This is a genomic window from Povalibacter uvarum, assembly GCF_014202975.1.
Classification (GTDB): domain Bacteria; phylum Pseudomonadota; class Gammaproteobacteria; order Steroidobacterales; family Steroidobacteraceae; genus Steroidobacter; species Steroidobacter uvarum.
In genome coordinates this window covers 556,807-573,627 of the sequence record NZ_JACHHZ010000006.1, presented here as the reverse complement: position 1 = coordinate 573,627, position 16,821 = coordinate 556,807, and the positions used below count along the sequence as shown (strand labels likewise).

The window sequence follows — 16,821 nt, the reverse complement described above, 5'->3', positions numbered from 1 at the left end:
GATGTCTGTCAGCGAAAAGCTCGCGCGCTCACTTGTCCAGCAGATCCCGCACGCGCTTGCCGAGCTCTTCGAAGGTGAATGGCTTCGTGATCAGATGTACGCCGGGATCGAGGCGGCCGTGATGGACGATGGCGTTGCGTGAGTAGCCGGTCGTGTAGAGCACGGGAAGGTTCGGCCAGCGTTCGCGGGCGAGATCAGCGAGCACGCGCCCCGTCTTGCCGGGCAGCACGACGTCGGTGAAAAGCAGATCGACACGCGGTGCGCTCTCCAGGATCGCGATTGCCGATTCGGCGTCCCTCGCTTCGAGCACGCCGTAGCCGAGCTCGGTGAGAATCATCACGCTGTAGCTGCGAACTTCCTCGTTGTCCTCGACGACGAGAACGACTTCCTCGTCGCTGGCACTCGGCACCGGGGTCGGTGTCGGCACCTCGCGCGCGGTCGTGCCGCCCTGGTAGCGGGGGAAGTAGAGTTTGACGGTCGTTCCTTCGCCGACTTCGCTGTAGATCGTGACGTGTCCGCCGGACTGCTTGACGAAGCCGTACACCATGCTGAGGCCGAGGCCGGTGCCGCGACCCACTTCCTTGGTCGTGAAGAAAGGCTCGAACGCGCGGGCAAGCACGTCGGGGGTCATGCCGGTGCCGGTGTCGCTCACCGCGACCATGACGTACTGGCCCGGAATCACTTCCGCATCAGTTGCCGCGTATTTTTCGTCGAGCGTGGTGTTCGCCGTCTCGATCGTCAGCTTCCCGCCCTCCGTCATCGCATCGCGCGCGTTGACGGCGAGGTTGATGATCGCGCTTTCGAGCTGGTTCTGATCCACCTCCGACACCCACAGGCGGGGCGCGAGAATGCCTTCGAGCTCGATGTTCTCGCCGAGTGAACGATGCAGCAGCTCGGTCATGTCACGCACCATGATGTTGAGGTCGAGCGGGCGCGGATCGAGCGGTTGCCGTCGCGAGAAAGCGAGCAGACGCGACGTAAGGTGGGCAGCACGTTGCGCGCCCTGCAAAGACATGTCGGCAGCGCGCTTGACTCTGGCGTCGTCGCCGGGCTTCGACCGACGGATCGTATCCAGCCCGCCGATGATGACGGTCAACAGATTGTTGAAGTCGTGCGCCACGCCGCCCGTCAGCTGGCCAACCGCCTCCATCTTCTGAGCCTGTCGCAACGCTTCCTCGGCCTTGGTGCGTTCGGCGACTTCGTCGAGCACGCGCTGTTCGAGCGTTGCGTTCAGGGTCTGCAGATCGGCTTCGGCCTTGCGTCGCTGATCGAGCTCGCGCTGCACGGCCTCGATGAGTCGCGCATTGTCCATGGCGACCGCAGCGGTGCTCGCCAGGCCGATGATGAGCTCCTCGGCGCGGGGACTGAATTGCTTCGTCTTCGCGTGTCCGAAGAAGAGGCCCCCGAGGACTTCGCCGCCCGCCGATCGCACTGGTACGGCAAGGTAGCTGCGAACGGGAAGATGGCCAGGAGGCATTCCGCGATGGGGCGTGTTGTGGCCGTAGCGCGGATCGATCGTGATGTCGTCGGATCTGACGATTCCGGTGCCGTCGAAGGTCGGGCCGAACACGGCCGTCTTGCGCGGCATCGGAAACTTCGAGAATGCTTCCGGTGCCGCCCCGGAGAGCGTGTACAGCATGTAGTAGTCGCCGGCCTTGTCGAGCACGTTGTAGAAGAACGCGCCGAACTGTGCGCCGATCAGTTCGACGCCGGCATCCGTGATCGCCTGAACGACACGGCCGATGTCCTTCTCGCCAGTGATCAGGGTCGCGACGCGGTTGAGGATCTGGAGCGCTCGGGTCTGTTCGAGCAGCATCTCCTCGTTGGCGCGCAGCCGCTGTTCGGCCTCCTTCTCCTGGGTGAGATCGATGAGTACGCCCACGAAGCTGCGTTCGCCGCCCGCAAGCGTCGCTACGCGGCCTCGGGAGAGAACTGTCCGGTTCTGCCCGCCGCCGAGCAATCGATACTCGGTGTCGAACGGTTCGTTCTGGCCGACATTCCGCTGCACCTGTTTCATCACGCGCTCGCGATCGTCGGGATGAATGCCGTCGACGAAGCGCTGCAAAGGCAAGCCGTCCGAGGCGACCGCTGCAGAAACACCGAAGGCTTCTGCGAGCGCGCCGTGAATCCTCAGCCGGTCCTCGTCGAGATTCCACTCGTACACGGCGATGCGGCCGGTGGAGAGGGCTCGGCCCAGCCGCTCCTGACTCATCAGGAATCGTTGCTCGCTGAGCATCACGGCTCGAGCGGCCTCGCGGCGAATCTTTGCCATCTGCACATTGGTGTTGATGCGCGCGATCAGCTCGCTGGCCGTGAACGGCTTGATCAGGTAGTCGTCCGCGCCGGCGTTCAATCCCTCGACCGTCGCTTCGTTGCCTGCTCGCGCGGACAAGAGAATGAGCGGGGTGTCAGCGATCGGCTGTTCGCTGCGAATCGCACGCAGCAGGCCGAATCCGTCGAGTCGCGGCATCATCACGTCGCTGACGATCAGATCGAAACGCCCCGCGCGCGCCACTTCGAGTGCTTCCTCGCCATCCCCGGCGGTTTCGACGTCATATCCCTGGTTCACGAGCAACCGGCCGACGTACTCGCGCATGTCGGCGTTGTCGTCCGCGAACAAGACCCGTTTGCCGGTGCCGATCGTCGTCTGATTCGCTGCTGCTTCGAGGGGCCGCGTCGCAGCGGGAAGCCAGCGCAGTGCTTCCTCGATGAAGGGAGCGGCTTTCACCTTCGCCGGTTGAGCCGACGACTCACGAATGCGAGCAGCAGGAAGATGGTCGCTGCCGAAAGGAAGCGAAACCGTGAATACCGATCCCTGACCGGGTTCGCTCGCAACAGAGATGTCGCCGCCGTGCAGCTTCAGCAGTTCCTGCACGAGAGCGAGCCCGATGCCTGTGCCTTCGAAGCTGCGGCCCTGTGCGCCTTCGACACGATGAAAGCGCTCGAAGAGCCGGGGCAACTCGGCTTCGGGAATGCCGATGCCGGTGTCCGCGACGCGAAGCTCGGCGCGGCGGCCGTCGACGGATACGCCGATCGTCAGGGTGATGCCGCCTTCCAGCGTGTACTTGAGCGCGTTCGACAGCAGGTTCAGCAGGACCTTTTCCCACATATCCCGGTCGACATAGACCGGCTGCACCAGCCGGGCTGCTTCGATCCGCAGCGTCAGGCCGGCGCGTTCGATGGCCGATCGGAAGCTCGATGCGATCTCGCTGCTGAATTCGCCCAGGTCGATCGGCTCATAGTCGGCGCTCACGCGACCCGCTTCGATGCGCGAGAACTCGAGCAGGTTGTTGACGAGTCGCAGCAACCGCATGCAGTTTCGATGCGCGAGCTCGGCCTGCGAATGCACTTCGCTCGACGTCTGCTGGGCCAGCAGCGATTCGAGCGGACCCATCATCAGCGTGAGCGGCGTGCGGAACTCGTGGCTGACGTTGGAGAAGAAAGTCGTTTTGGCGCGGTCGATCTCCGCCAGCGCTTCCGCACGTTTTCGTTCCTGCTCGAGCGCACGGACACCGGCGAGCCCGGCGCCGACCTGGCTGGCGGTGAGCTCGATGAAGTTGCGATACGAGGCATCCAGCGGCCGATAGGGATTCAGCCCGGCGATGAAGAACCCGGCCGGCTCGTTGCCCGTCCGCTGCCCGATGGGAACGACGAGCGCATCGGTCGCAGGCTTCTTCCAGGCGCCCATCGGCAGCGATGAATAGAGGCGATCGAGGTTCGTGGTGAGGACGGACCCGCCCTGCATTCCATGAACCGACCATGGGCTGGTGGCGAGTGTCAGCGATGGGATGGCGATGGGATGGCTGGCATCGATTCCGGACGCAGCGACGAGCCGCGCGGTTTCGCGGCCCTCGTCGATGGCGTACGTCAAAGTGAACGGCAGATCGCGCAGATTGTCATCCAGCTGCCGTGCCACTGCTTCGAAGAACTGTGCTTCGGAGCCGATGCCGGCAGTATTCGCCGACAACTTGCTCAGGGTGGCCAGCCGGCGCTCCGCGAGAATTCTTTCAGTCTCCTCGACCACGACGCAGAACATGCCGGCGATGTTGCCGCCATCGTCGAACAGCGGACTGTAGGAGAAGGTGTGATAGGTCTCTTCGGGGAATCCGCTGCGTTCCAGGAACAACAGCATTCCCTCGTTGTACGTCGCTTCGCCCGTCGTCATGACATGACGAACGAGCGGCCCGACATCACCCCAGATCTCCTTCCACACTGTTGCGGCTGGCTGGCCCAGCGCCCAGGGATGCTTCACGCCGAGCGTCGGGCTGTAGGCGTCGTTGTAGAAGAACGCGAGCTCAGGACCCCAGCCCATCCACATCTGGTATCGGGATGTGAGCAGCGTGCGGACCATGGATTGCAGGCTGTGCGGCCATTTCTCCGGCGGGCCGAGCGGCGTGCTCTCCCAATCCCGGTTGCGCATGTGAATGGCCATCGGCCCTGTGCCGATGAAGAGCCCTGCGCGCGCGGAGGCCAAGGCCCCTGGGTCCGTGGTCATAGCTGCTGACTGTTTTCTTTCTCGCTGAGATCCGTTGTGAGCTAACTGACTACGGAGCGGCAAAGTTCCGCGCCCCGACCCTTCTCGTCACGGACGCGGCGCTGTCACCACTGAGCGATGAGTTTCTTGAACGGACGGTCCAGGTCGATCCCATTGTCATCGTAGTCCGTGACGGTCTTGCCATCGACGCTGACCCGAACGGGCTTCGTTCGCGACGGCCAGGAGACACTGGTCTGTGTGCCTTCATCGAGGCCTGACCCGAGCGTGAGCTGCAGTTTCCTGTCCTGCTGACTCGCCGTCATCGTCAATGAGCCATAGGCTACAGGCAGCTCACCGATACGAATTCCTTCGCCTGCGAGCCATGCCGGCGGCGCTCCCGGCAGGAGGCGCAGCCGCTGCCCGTCTTCACGCATGAGCATGCCGAAGATGCAACGCACGTACTCAGAACCGATCCAGGTGTGAGGCATGTCGCCCATGTATCTGTCGCGCCGTTCGAGCGAATGCACGACCTCGGCCCAGACATGCCACGCGGCTGGCCGGCGATGGCGCACGAAGTTCGTGAGCAGTTCGTTCGCCTGCCGGGGCTCGTTGAGATGCACATAGGTCAGGACGTTGCGGATCTCGTAGGGCGTGTACGCGTACAGGGCGTTCGGTTCGTCGCGCTTGCGGACCTCGCCGAGATAGCGATCGAACGTATGCTTCAGTGCCGCCCGCGGCATCAGGTCCATCTGGTTCGCGGGATCGATACCGATCGAGACACTCGTCGGATCCCAGTCCGCCGTGTCCGCCGATGCCGGAATGAAATCGATGTTCTTCCAGGCCATCGTTGTCTGGATCGATTGGCGCATCGATGAACGCAGCGCTTCGTACTGTTCGCGCGCCCACTTCGCGAGATCCGGCTTCCCCCAGCCTTCCGCCAGCCAGATCGCATCGTGCCAGCCCTTCAGTCCCCAATAGTCGTCCCAATAGCTGTGTGTTGGAACCGAGTAGCCCTCGTGACTGATGGACGGCGCGAGGATCCCATGAAAGCGCCGTGGAGCTTCGCGTTCCGCAAGGTAGCCGGGAACCATCGTTCGCTCGCGGAGCTCCTGAAGATACTTGAGTGCAAGGCGCACTTTGGGTTCGTACTCCTTCACGCTTTCGACGCCGCCATCGACGCGGGCAATTTCCGCGACGAGCCACACGAACTGGCCCTGGCTGTCGTGCTCGAGATCCGACCCGAAGCCGCGATTGACGGAGCCGTCCTCGTTGAGGATCGGCGACACGAGCCCGTTCGCATGAACGGCGTGATCCGAATACCACCGCAAGTACTCGCGAGCGACTTTGCCCATGCCCATGCGCGCGAGGATCGATGCGGTCGCGGCGCCGTCGCGAATGAAAGAGCGATTGTAGTTGCGCGGACCAGGCTGCATCGCATGGCCTGTCTGGTTGATCAGCATGTATGCCGTCTGCGCGCGAACGGTATCGATCAGCGATCGATCGGGCAGCGAGAGCTGGATGCGGCCGACGGTGGACTGCCACTGCGACGCGACTCGCTCGGCGAGGGCATCGAACGCTGCGCCGGCATCGCGGGTCGATCCGAGGAGGGCTGAGCGATCCAGCGTCGGCGCTGGGGGCAGGGAAGGGGAGTTGAAGTCGACGTGTTCGTTGCCCAGCGGAAAAGCGAGTACGACATCGCGCACAGATCGCGCGGGCACGTCGACGCGATAGGTCAGCGCACCCGATGCAAGTCCCTGCGGATCGCCTGCAGCGCGGGTGTTCGGGAGTTTTCCGGAAGCGATCGCGGCCGTGATTTCGGTCTCGCCATGTGAGCCGAACGCAGCGGCAGCCGCTGCCGTGATCGGTGTCAGCGATTGCAGGAACTCGCGACCGTTGATACGCACGGAAGCGCCTTCGTCCGACGAATTCACGGCGATGTCGCGAATGGCAGCGATGCCGCCGTGTTGCCAGGGTGGGTTCACCTGCAGCGGTCGAACGACGAGTGCGAGCTGCCCTCGCAGCGGAGTGCTGCTTGTGTTGGCCAGCCGGTAGCGAACCAGCGTCACTGGCGCGCCAGCCTGCTCGATGGCAAACGCATCGATCTTCATCAGCAGCGATTCGGATGCCCATTGCACGGTGGGCATGGGCATCCAGCCTTCGCGCAGACTCTGCGTCGGCTGGTTGAGCAGTGTGCCGGTCCTCGCCTGTCCGCCGTCGCTGCGCCAGATCGCCTGGACCATCGGCGCGCCTTTGAACGCTTCCAGATTGCCGAACTCGTCGAGCACGGATTTCTGCTTCCCGCCGGGAATGCCGATGGCGGTCCAGTAAACCTGGTGGCGATGGAGTTGCTCGGGAAACAGGCGCTGCGTGTCCCGTGCTGCCTTGATTTCGTAGCGTTTCAGCGAAGTCATCGCCTGCGACGGGCTGAGCAAGCGCAATCCGCGGATCGCTGGCGCTTGTGTTGCAGACCTCACTGTCAGCCGCAGCTCGTTCTCTGTCGTCGATGTGGCTGCGGCCAGATACGACATGTCGCCGAGCGCTTCCGGGTCTTCCGCGATCACGCGCCACGGCTCATTGTTTCTGCGAGCTTCAAGGCGTGCGCTCGTGCGTGCGCTGCCCCAGAACACCTGCAGGCCGGCGATCTCGAGCGGGCGTTGCAACCGGATCTGCATCGTCGCAATGTCGTTCGAAATGTTCGTCATCGGCAGAGCGCCACTTCCCGTCCATGCGGCCGCACCGGTGGGGTCGCTGCCGAGACCGGAAATCACAGGAGCGTCGCCAGCGGCAATCGGTTCGAACTCGAAGACCGAAACACCCCAGTCGGCGGTGCGGGGCTGGCTTGCGAGACGTATGTAGCGCGCACTCGTCGTCGGGAAGAAAACGTACTCGACAAAGCCGCTGCCATCGCGAACGTCGCGGACGGTTTGCCATTGCTGGCCATCAGTCGATGTCTGGATCAGATACGTCTCGGTGAAGCCGCTGTCCCAGCGGATGATCGCGCCGGCAATGTCGGCGGGGCGGCCGAAGTCGACTTGCCACCAGTGGCCGGCGGAGAACGCGCCGCCCCAGCGCGTCTTCGGGTCGCCGTCGATCGCGTGTGAAGAGGCGAGCTCAGGATTCTCGATGGCCGAGCTGCTCGCGTGCCATTGCGTTCGCGGCGGCAGCTGTTGGGCGAGGACGCTCGTTGCTCCGAGCAGAAGAGACATGCAGATCAGCGAAGCGGCGATCATTCGATTTGCTCTTGGTCTCTCTCTTGTCGTGTCGGGAAAATCCGCCGTCGCCGTGAGCAGACGCAAGAACGACGGCGACGCACGGAGTGCATCGTGAAGACGGATGGCGAAACGACTCGCATCATCGCTTGCGCGCGAGTGCATTCGCATGTGGCTTCTACGCAATGACCGACGATATTCGCAGGCGTAGTAATTGTTCCCGCGCGTCGCGGAACTTTTTCGAACGGAGTCGAGTTCAAGACGATCCCGCGACTTCCACAGCGAGAGACGCTGCAGGCAACTGGCACCAAATGACGTTTCCGGGAGCCATCGCGCCGTTGCTATTCGCCAACGAACATCGTGTTGCGCGACGCACGGCGACAGCGCGCAATCGGTTTGCCGAAGTCTCGCCGCGGGTCCGCGTTCACTTGAGGGGGAATATCGGATGAGCTCTTCAACGAAGTATCGGGTTCTTCGGGCCGCGATCGCGGGCGCAATGCTCGTGACAGCGCCGTGCGTGTTCGGGCAATCCACCAGTGCGACGCTGCAAGGGCAAGTCACTTCCGGTGAGGCGCCGGCGGCCGGTGCGACAGTGACTGCTACCAACACCGCGACCGGTCTCACCCGATCGGCGCAGGTTGGCGCGAACGGCAACTACACGCTTGGCGGATTGCCGCCAGGTCCTTACAAGATCGACGTGACCGCCAACGGACAGACGACTTCGAGAGTCGTGCAGCTCGCGGTTGGCCAGCGTGCGACGCTCGACCTGGGCATCGAAGCTGCTGCGACGGAGCTCACCGACTCGGTCACCGTCTCGGCAACGCGGTTGGTGGAAGCGAAGACTTCTGAAGTGGCGAGCTACGTGTCCCTGAAGGAAATCGAGTTGCTGCCGCAGAACTCGCGCAACTTCCTGCAGTTTGCCGAGACGGTGCCGGGCATGCAGTTCGTTCAGAGTGCGAACGGCCAGACCGAGCTGCGCAGCGGCGCGCAGTCGGCAAATGGCGTGAATGTCTACATCGATGGTGTCGGCCAGAAGAACTACGTGACGCGCGGCGGCGTCGGTGGTCAGGGCAAGCTCGCGGACAGCTCCGCTGCCAACAAGGGCACGCGCGGCAATCCGTTCCCGCAGTTGGCCATTGGTGAGTACAAAGTCATCACGTCGAACTACAAGGCAGAATTCGATCAAGTGTCCAGCGCCGCGATCGTCGCGGCAACCAAGTCAGGTACGAACGAGTTCGAAGCGGAAGCGTTCTACGACACGACCAACGAGGACTGGCGTGCCCGCGACCCGCGCGAGATCGAGAACGACACCAAGGCGCCGTCCGAGCAGCAGCAATACGGCATGGCGCTGGGCGGCCCGATCATTCGCGATCGCATGCACTTCTTCGTGGCGTACGAGAAAAAGAAGATCGAGTCGCCGGCCACCGTGTTCCCGACCAACTGGACCGGACCGTTGCCTCCCGCCTACGCGGGTTTCGTCGGCGTGTTCAACGAGGACTTCGACCAGGATCTGATGTTCGCCAAGGTAGACCTGACACTGGCCGACGCGCACCTGTTCGAACTGTCGGCCAAATATCGCGACGAAGGGGACTACTCATTCGGCGATTCCGAGGCGCCGAGCTACGGCACGATCAACGACAACAAGGAGTCGCGCTGGGATCTGCGCTATCAGTACACGGGCGACTTCTTCACGAACGACGCGCATATCACCTATGAGGATTCGCAGTTCACTCCGCGCCCCGTGACCAATGGCAATGGTTTCCAGCTCTTCAACGGCGGATTCGACCAGCAGAATATCGTGCTGACGTACGGCGGCGGCAACGTGTTCGACGACCGCAGCCAGCAAGGCTGGGGAATCCAGAACGACATCACGTTCAATTCCGTCGAACTGGCCGGGTATCACACGATCAAGGCTGGCGTGAAGTACAAGCAGATCAAGATGACGGTGGAATCGCAGTCGCCGTACAACCCGTATTTCTCCGTCGACATCAACGACCCGACGCAGACACCGTGGCGCGTGATCTTCGGCACGCCGCGCGTGGTCGAGGACATCCGCGTTGAATCGGACAACCACCAGTACGGCATCTATCTCCAGGACGACTGGGACGTGACCGATCGCCTGCAGGTGAATCTCGGCGTGCGCTACGACTACGAAGAGACGCCGCAGTACCTCGATTACGTCACCCAGCAGCTCGTGATCGATGCGCTGGCCTCGCCCAACCCGAATCCGGCGGCGGGCGGTGCCCCATATTCCGAAGCGCTGCGTCTCGGCGGTATCAACATCGATGAGTACATCAGCACCGGCAACAACCGCGACGCATTCGACAGTGCTTTCGCGCCGCGCCTGGGCTTCTCGTTCGACCTGACCGAGGACGAACGTCACGTGCTGTTTGGCGGCGCGGGACGTTCCTACGATCGCAATGTCTTCGAGTACCTTGCGCGCGAAACTACGAAGGGCAGCTTCCCGCGCTACGAGTACTGGTTCGATTCGCCGACATCGCCGCCGACCCAGTGCAGCTCGCGCGGAGGTACGTGTCTCGGACCGTTCGACCCGATCTATTTCGATCCGGCGCAACTCGATGCACTGGCAGCGGCGAATCCCGCGCGCGGCGCCGAAGTATTCATGCTCAACAATGACCTGAAGACGCCTTACTCGGATCAGTTCAGCTTGGGGATCCGCGATCGCTGGACGTTGGGTGAGCATGACTGGCTGACGTCATTGACGCTCGCGTACGTGGAGTACCAGGACGGCATCATCTTCCTGCTGGGCCAGCGCTATCCGGACGGATCGTTCTTCCCGCCGGGCGTGACCTGGGGCAACCAGCCGTGGGGCGAGCATCCGGCCTACCAGGGTCAGACGCTGGGCAACCTGCTGCTCGGCACGAACGGCGTCGAGACGAAATCGAAACAGGTGCTGCTGTCAGTGCAGAAGCCGTACACCGAGTCGTCCGGCTGGGGCGTGACCTTCGCGTACACGTACACCGATGGCGAGGAGAATCGACTCAACTCGGCGAAGGACGATGACACCTACATCTTCGACTATCCGTCGATCGACCTGTTCGGCTGGAATCCGTCGACGGGGGTGCCGGAGCATCGGCTGGTCGCCACGGCGATCTATGACGGTCCGTGGGGCATCGGGTTGTCGGGCAAGCTGAACCTCGCTTCGCCGATGTATTACTCGACGGTGAACTGCTACCAGGCCTCGAGCCCGCAGAGCTGTTTCTGGGATGCCAAGAAGCCGGACACGACGCTGGGCTTCAAGCAGTTCGATCTCGCTGCCCAGAAGACCTTCACCGTCATGGAAGACCTCGACCTGCGCATCCGGTTCGACGTGCTCAACGTCTTCAACTGGCAGAACCCGGACGGTCGGGACGAGTTCTCCGGCAACTTCGGCGACTTCAACGAGAACTTCCTCCAGCCGACCACCTGGCTGCAGCCGACGCGGACGTTCAAGTTGTCGTTGAGTGCGGCGTGGAGGTAAGGCCGGAGTTTCACACGGAGATCACGGAGATCACGGAGAAGGAACCTTCTTCCGCTTCATCTCCGTGCCCTCCGTGAACTCCGTGTGAAACTCTTCTCCGGGGTGCCCCCGCCGGCCCAGTCTTTGTTGCACCCGCAAAAACTGCGCTTGACCCTTACAGGTATTCACCGGCCGGACGGCTAGTCTTGGATGACTGGCGTGCGCCCTCCGGGCGGCTGCCGGGAGGCGGGATCGCACTGAATATCAACTCCAAGACAGGGTGAGAACACTATGAGCATTGCCAGAATCCTGGGCGTTGTTGCGTTGACGGCTCTCGGCGCCGTCATTGCGCTCCCAGCGGTTGCCCAGACCGCCCGGCCGGGGGACAAGGCCGTCGAAGGGCTGATCGAGCAGGTCGAAAAGTCCGCCAACACCTTCCAGAAGGCGCTCGATAAGGACATCAAGAAGGCAACGGTCCGTGGCGCCCAGGGCGAAGTGGACGTGAAAGCCTTCCTCGAGGACTTCAAGACCAGCATCGAAAGGCTGAAAGAGCGGTTCGACAAGAAGTACGCCGCCAGCGCTGAGCTCAATGCCGTCATGAGCTACGCGGACGGCATGGAGAAATTCATCCAGTCGCAGGCGCCGACGCTCAAGGGACGCAGCGAGTGGGATGAATTCAAGGCCAGCCTGAACAACCTTGCGGGCGCGTACGGATCAAACTTTCCGAACGCAACCAATCCGCCCCGCCGCATGAACGACCTCGAGATCCAGGACGCCGCCGCTGCCGCCGGCAAGAATGGCGACAACCTGAAGCGCGAGCTCAAGACGGTATTCGGCAAGGAAGACAAGGCCGGCATCGAGGCGGCGGAGGGCAGCATCGAAGCGATGCACAAGGCCGCCAAGGCGCTCAAGTCGCGAGTCGATGACGGCAAGCCAGCCTCCGGCGAGGCCGTCGCATTCGTCGAAGCGGTGAGAAAGGTCGATGCTTCGGTCGCCGGAAAGACGTTGCCGGCAAAAGCGAAGACCGCAAGCGACGGCATCGGGGCCGCGGTCGCGAAGGTCGAGCAGGCGTTCAATATTCCCGCGGCCAAGGCAGCAGCGGCTCCGGCGACCTGAGGAAGAGGCTGCGAACGGCGATCGGTGAGCCAGAGGAGAAAGATTCTTCTCTGGCTCACAGCTCATCGCTCACCGCTTCTTCTTCAAATGCTCGAACAGATCGCCGCGCGGTTCGGGTGAGCCCAGATTGAACATGCACTGCGTGAGCCGCGGACGAGGATCGACCCAGTCGCGCGCGGTCTGAACGGTCTTCTCGAGCTCTTGGTAGCAGTGCTTGCTCAGCCACACCACGGGATCGCCGTGGATGTCGGTTCCTTCCTTACCGAATTTCTCCTCCTCTTCTTCAAAGAGCGCCGGCGCGCCCGGTTCGGGCGGCGGGCCCTGTTTGCGCGGGCCGAAGTTTCGATAGGGTTCGCTGACGCTACCCTCGACCGCCTTCTTTGCCGCATACGCTCCGTGCGCACTCCAGTCGATCTGCCGCGGTGGTAGCGACTCAGTTGCGGAAGCAGTCGATGCCGGAGGTGGTAACGGTTGTTGCAGCTCGATCGTTCGCTCTCGTGCGATCAAGTCCGGCTCGGGCGGAGAGGAGGGTACCGGGTTGTCCAGTGGCGGATCGATTCGAATCCACTCGATGAAGCGATCGGCGGACGCCTCGTGCACGAGCAGCAGCTGGCGGGATTTCCAGATCAGGAGCAGCAGCAGCGCATGCAGGATCGTGACGATGAGAACCGCCGCGCATCGCACGCGCCAATGAGAGCCAGGTTGTGAGTGCACGGGCTCGACCGCGATTCATCCCCAAACGAGCAGGTTTGTTCTTGTCTCGTCTAGAGGCGACTTGATCTGCGAAGTTCCTCCGGGCGGGTCTCTTGTTGTGGGTCCAGCTTTAGCCGGACGTCAGCGAAGCATCGCCTGCGGCGATAACGTCCGACTGAAGTCGGACCCACAGCAGGAAGGAACCGTCGCGGGCGAATGCCGTCAGATCAAGTTCATTTCCGTCACTCCCGCGCAGGCGGGGGCCATCTCTGTGCTTGTCAGGATGGATTCCCGCTTTCGCGGGAATGACGGAGTGGTCGGCGCCCGCATATATATGTGCGCGCCGGGTCGGCCGCCTCCGCTTTGCCAACCAGCCAGCGGGCCGTTCTCAGTCTGTGAACCATGCAGTTGAGCAATGGCCGGTGTTTTACATAGTCTAAGTGCCTGTTTTGACGACTCATCCATTCCCTCAAGACCCCTTAACGCCGATGCTACGTTCCGTTCGAGCCATTTCCTTGATCCTGCTGGCCCTGGTGGCTGCCCCAGTCTTCGCGAGCGATGCCTTCCCGCGTCCGGCTGCGCTAGAGCACGACATCGCTTTCTGGCGGCGGATCTACACGGAAGTGGGTACCGACGGTGGGTTGATCCACGATCCCGTGCGGCTCGATGTGGTCTACGAAATCATGAAATTCCCGGGTGATCTGTCGCCGCGGGAGCGTTCGAAGCGCATCGACGACACGAAGCGCAAGTACAGCCGGATGCTCGATCGCCTCGCCGCCGGCGCCACCGACCTGAGCGAAGAGGAGTTGCGCGTGCAGGCGCTGTGGCCAAAGGGCACACGCCGCGCCCGGTTCGAGCAAGCGTCGGAGGAAGTGCGCTTTCAGCTCGGTCAGTCCGATCGATTCCTCGAAGGCCTGATCCGCTCGGGCGCGTACAAGGGTCACATCGCGAAGACCTTCCAGAAGATGGGATTGCCGACGGAACTCGCGGCGCTGCCCCACGTCGAGTCTTCATTCAACACATATGCCTATTCGAAAGTCGGTGCGGCAGGCATGTGGCAATTCATGCGCGGCACCGGCCGCCGCTACATGCGCATCGACAGCGTCGTCGATGAACGGCTCGATCCGTACATCGCGACTGAAGCCGCGGGTCGCTTCCTCGAACAGAATCACATCGTGCTCGGCTCGTGGCCGCTCGCACTCACTGCGTACAACCACGGCACTGCTGGCATGCGCCGCGCGCAGGAAGCCATGGGCACGAGCGACATCACGACGATCGTGCGCGAGTACAGCAGCCGCTCATTCGGCTTCGCGTCGCGCAATTTCTACGTCGCCTTCCTCGCGGCGCTCGAGATCGATTCGAATCCCGAGAAGTTCTTCGGCCCCGTCAAGCTTCATCCGATCGACAACAGCCAGATCATGGTGATGTCCGGCTATGTGCCGGCGAGCCAGCTTGCTTCGGCGCTCCAGGTCGACAGTGACATCCTGCGCAAGCTGAATCCCTCGTTGCTGCCGACCGTGTGGAACGGCTCGCGCCACGTGCCGCGGGGTTTCGAGTTCCGGGTTCCCGCCGAGATGGACATGAACAAAGTCGTCGCGCGTCTCGCAAGCGCGGATCGCTTCGATGCGCAGGTTGCCGATACCAAGCACAAGGTTCGTGGCGGTGAGACGCTTTCGGTGATCGCCAGCCGATACGGTGTGAGCATGGCGCGCCTCGCCGAGATGAACGGTCTGCGTAAACCGTATCGCATCCACGCCGGCCAGGTTCTGACGCTACCGACGACGGGCAAGCCGACACAGGCGCCTGTTCAGGTCGCGCAGGCAGAGAAGGAAAAGGAGCCGACTCCGCCGGCAGCCGCGCCGACGGGCGTCGTCGGTACCGAGAATCGCTACATCGTGAAACGAGGCGACACGCTGTCGAAGATCGCCACGAAGCACGGCCTGACCGAACAGGCGCTGATGGACATGAACGAGATCCGCAACCGCAACTTCGTCTATGAGGGACAGGTGCTGGCGTTGCAGGCATCCGCTCGCGTTGCGCCGCCGGCTGAGGCACAGGTTCCTGTCGATACCGCCGTGCCTGCTGCAGCTGCAGTGGCCGAGGTCGCGGCCGTGAATGAAGCTGCAGAGCCTGCCTCTGAAAGGGAAGCGGAGGAGTTGGGTCCGACGCTGGTTCCCGGTGCGCAAGCCGCTGCATCGGCTGACCCGGCCGACTACTCGGTTCATGACGGCAGCACGATTCGCGTGCAGGCGGCAGAGACCATCGGTCACTACGCCGAGTGGCTGGAAGTTCGCGCGAGCCAGGTGCGCAAGCTGAACCGCATGACCTCGGCAACGCCGGTGGTCATCGGTCGCAAGCTGAAGCTCGATTTCTCGAAGGTCACGCCCGACCAGTTCGAAGCGCGTCGCGTTGCCTATCACCGCGAACTGCAGGAAGCGTTCTTCACGGAATTCCGCATCAGCGGCGACGTGAGTCACGTCATCAAGAGCGGCGAGTCGATCTGGGTGCTCGCGCAGCAGCGCTACAACATTCCGATCTGGCTGCTGCGGCAGTACAACCCGGATGTGGATCTGGGGTCGCTGCGTGCCGGCACGAAACTGATCATCCCGACCGTCGAACCCGTGGCCGCTGCGAACGCGGCGCCCGCGAACACAGGACCTGCCGGCTGATGCGCCTCACATCTCTACATTGGTTTGCGACAGCGAGCGTGATGTTCGCGAGCGGCTGCATGACTCAACAGGCCTACGACGGGCCGAAGCTCAGCAGCAAGGAAGTCGCGCATATCAGCGGCGATCTGCGCTTCACCGCTGGCCTTCCGGTGTCGGCGCTTCTGCGACAGGTGGACGGGCGCACATTGAGCGTCGGTCAGAGCGGCGTCGATGTGATGCCAGGCGACCACGTCCTGCTCGTGGATTGCGTGATTCAGGACCCGGCCAGCACGAGTCGCTTCGAACTCAACGTCTCGGTCGCGGCGGGCGAGCGATACCGTCTGGTCCCGGAGACAGGGACGGAAAGGCAGGGCTGTGTCGCAGTGCACCTCGAACCGGCCTCCTGAACCGGGAGTGAGATACCGTCGTCACTGCGCTTAAGGTGCTCACCTAACCTGGCGAGCCGGTGATCCGGGTCACGGCATTTCATGAACTGCATCCCAAGATAGGCACCGAACGAGGCTGGGGGACTGGCGTCCTCTGGCCGCTCAACATAAGCAGGCTATACTCGCGGTGCTATCGCCATGGTGCGAACTCAACTGACACGAATGCCGATTCAGCGATCGATCCTGCGGTGGGCGCTCCCGGGCCTGCTGGCGTTCCTTGGCCTCGCGGCGCACGCCGAAGGTCCCCTGTCGTCGTCCGCCATTGCGAGTTCGAGCGTCGAAGCGGGCCTGCCGCTCGCCGATGCCGTGGTCGTTCGCAAGGGCCAGCGGACCCTGCAGCTCATGCGCAACGGCGAGATCCTGCGCACCTACAAGATCGCGCTCGGCCTGCGGCCCGAAGGGCACAAACAGTTCGAAGGCGATTTCCGCACACCCGAAGGCAGGTACCAGCTGACCCGCCGCAACCCGAACAGCGAGTACTTCCTGTCGATCCAGGTTTCCTACCCGAATGACCAGGACGTGGCGCGCGCCCGCAAGCAGGGTCAGCGGCCCGGCGGCGCGATCATGATTCACGGCCAGCCGAACACCCCGCGCAAGCCGCGCGATTACTACTCCAATGTCGACTGGACCGAAGGCTGCATTGCCGTTTCGAACTCCGACATGGTCGAGATCTGGCTGATGACGCCGCCAGATACGCCGATCGAGATCCAGCCGTGACCCCACCCTCGAGTGAGGGCGGCACTACCGTTTCGCTCTCGAGCTCCGAACCTGATGC

Annotated in this window: 8 protein-coding genes; 5 read left to right on the top strand and 3 right to left on the bottom strand. The window is 62.9% G+C overall.

From position 1 onward, the window contains the following. Positions 1-28: 28 nt before the first annotated feature. Positions 29-4,474: an ATP-binding protein gene (locus HNQ60_RS24800; RefSeq protein ID WP_184335462.1), complete on the bottom strand. Its 4,446-nt coding sequence runs from the start codon at positions 4,472-4,474 to the stop codon at positions 29-31. Positions 4,475-4,599: 125 nt separating this feature from the next. After that, complete coding sequence (locus HNQ60_RS24795) at positions 4,600-7,704, bottom strand: discoidin domain-containing protein (protein ID WP_184335461.1); 3,105 nt, start codon at positions 7,702-7,704, stop codon at positions 4,600-4,602. A 424-nt stretch (positions 7,705-8,128) separates the two neighbouring features. Between HNQ60_RS24795 and HNQ60_RS24790 the strand changes: the two genes are divergently transcribed. Together HNQ60_RS24790 and HNQ60_RS24785 are read left to right on the top strand one after the other, a co-directional pair. Continuing rightward, positions 8,129-11,164 (top strand): TonB-dependent receptor, encoded by a 3,036-nt coding sequence (locus tag HNQ60_RS24790; protein WP_184335460.1) that lies wholly within the window; start codon positions 8,129-8,131, stop codon positions 11,162-11,164. Between the two features lie 270 nt (positions 11,165-11,434). Further along, positions 11,435-12,259 carry a hypothetical protein gene (locus HNQ60_RS24785; RefSeq protein WP_184335459.1) on the top strand — a complete coding sequence of 275 codons (825 nt, stop codon included), beginning with the start codon at positions 11,435-11,437 and terminating at the stop codon, positions 12,257-12,259. A 69-nt stretch (positions 12,260-12,328) separates the two neighbouring features. Here HNQ60_RS24785 and HNQ60_RS24780 read toward each other — a convergent pair whose 3' ends face one another. Then, positions 12,329-12,973: a hypothetical protein gene (locus HNQ60_RS24780; protein WP_184335458.1), complete on the bottom strand. Its 645-nt coding sequence runs from the start codon at positions 12,971-12,973 to the stop codon at positions 12,329-12,331. Positions 12,974-13,467: 494 nt separating this feature from the next. Between HNQ60_RS24780 and HNQ60_RS24775 the strand changes: the two genes are divergently transcribed. From HNQ60_RS24775 to HNQ60_RS24765, 3 genes are all read left to right on the top strand, one after another. Continuing rightward, entirely contained in the window at positions 13,468-15,621 is a 2,154-nt protein-coding gene (locus HNQ60_RS24775; protein ID WP_184335457.1) for a LysM peptidoglycan-binding domain-containing protein, read from the top strand. A 59-nt stretch (positions 15,622-15,680) separates the two neighbouring features. Then, positions 15,681-16,007, top strand: coding sequence for a hypothetical protein (locus HNQ60_RS24770; RefSeq protein WP_184335456.1), 327 nt, complete (start codon positions 15,681-15,683; stop codon positions 16,005-16,007). Between the two features lie 177 nt (positions 16,008-16,184). Further along, positions 16,185-16,763 (top strand): L,D-transpeptidase family protein, encoded by a 579-nt coding sequence (locus HNQ60_RS24765; protein ID WP_184335455.1) that lies wholly within the window; start codon positions 16,185-16,187, stop codon positions 16,761-16,763. Positions 16,764-16,821: the final 58 nt, after the last annotated feature.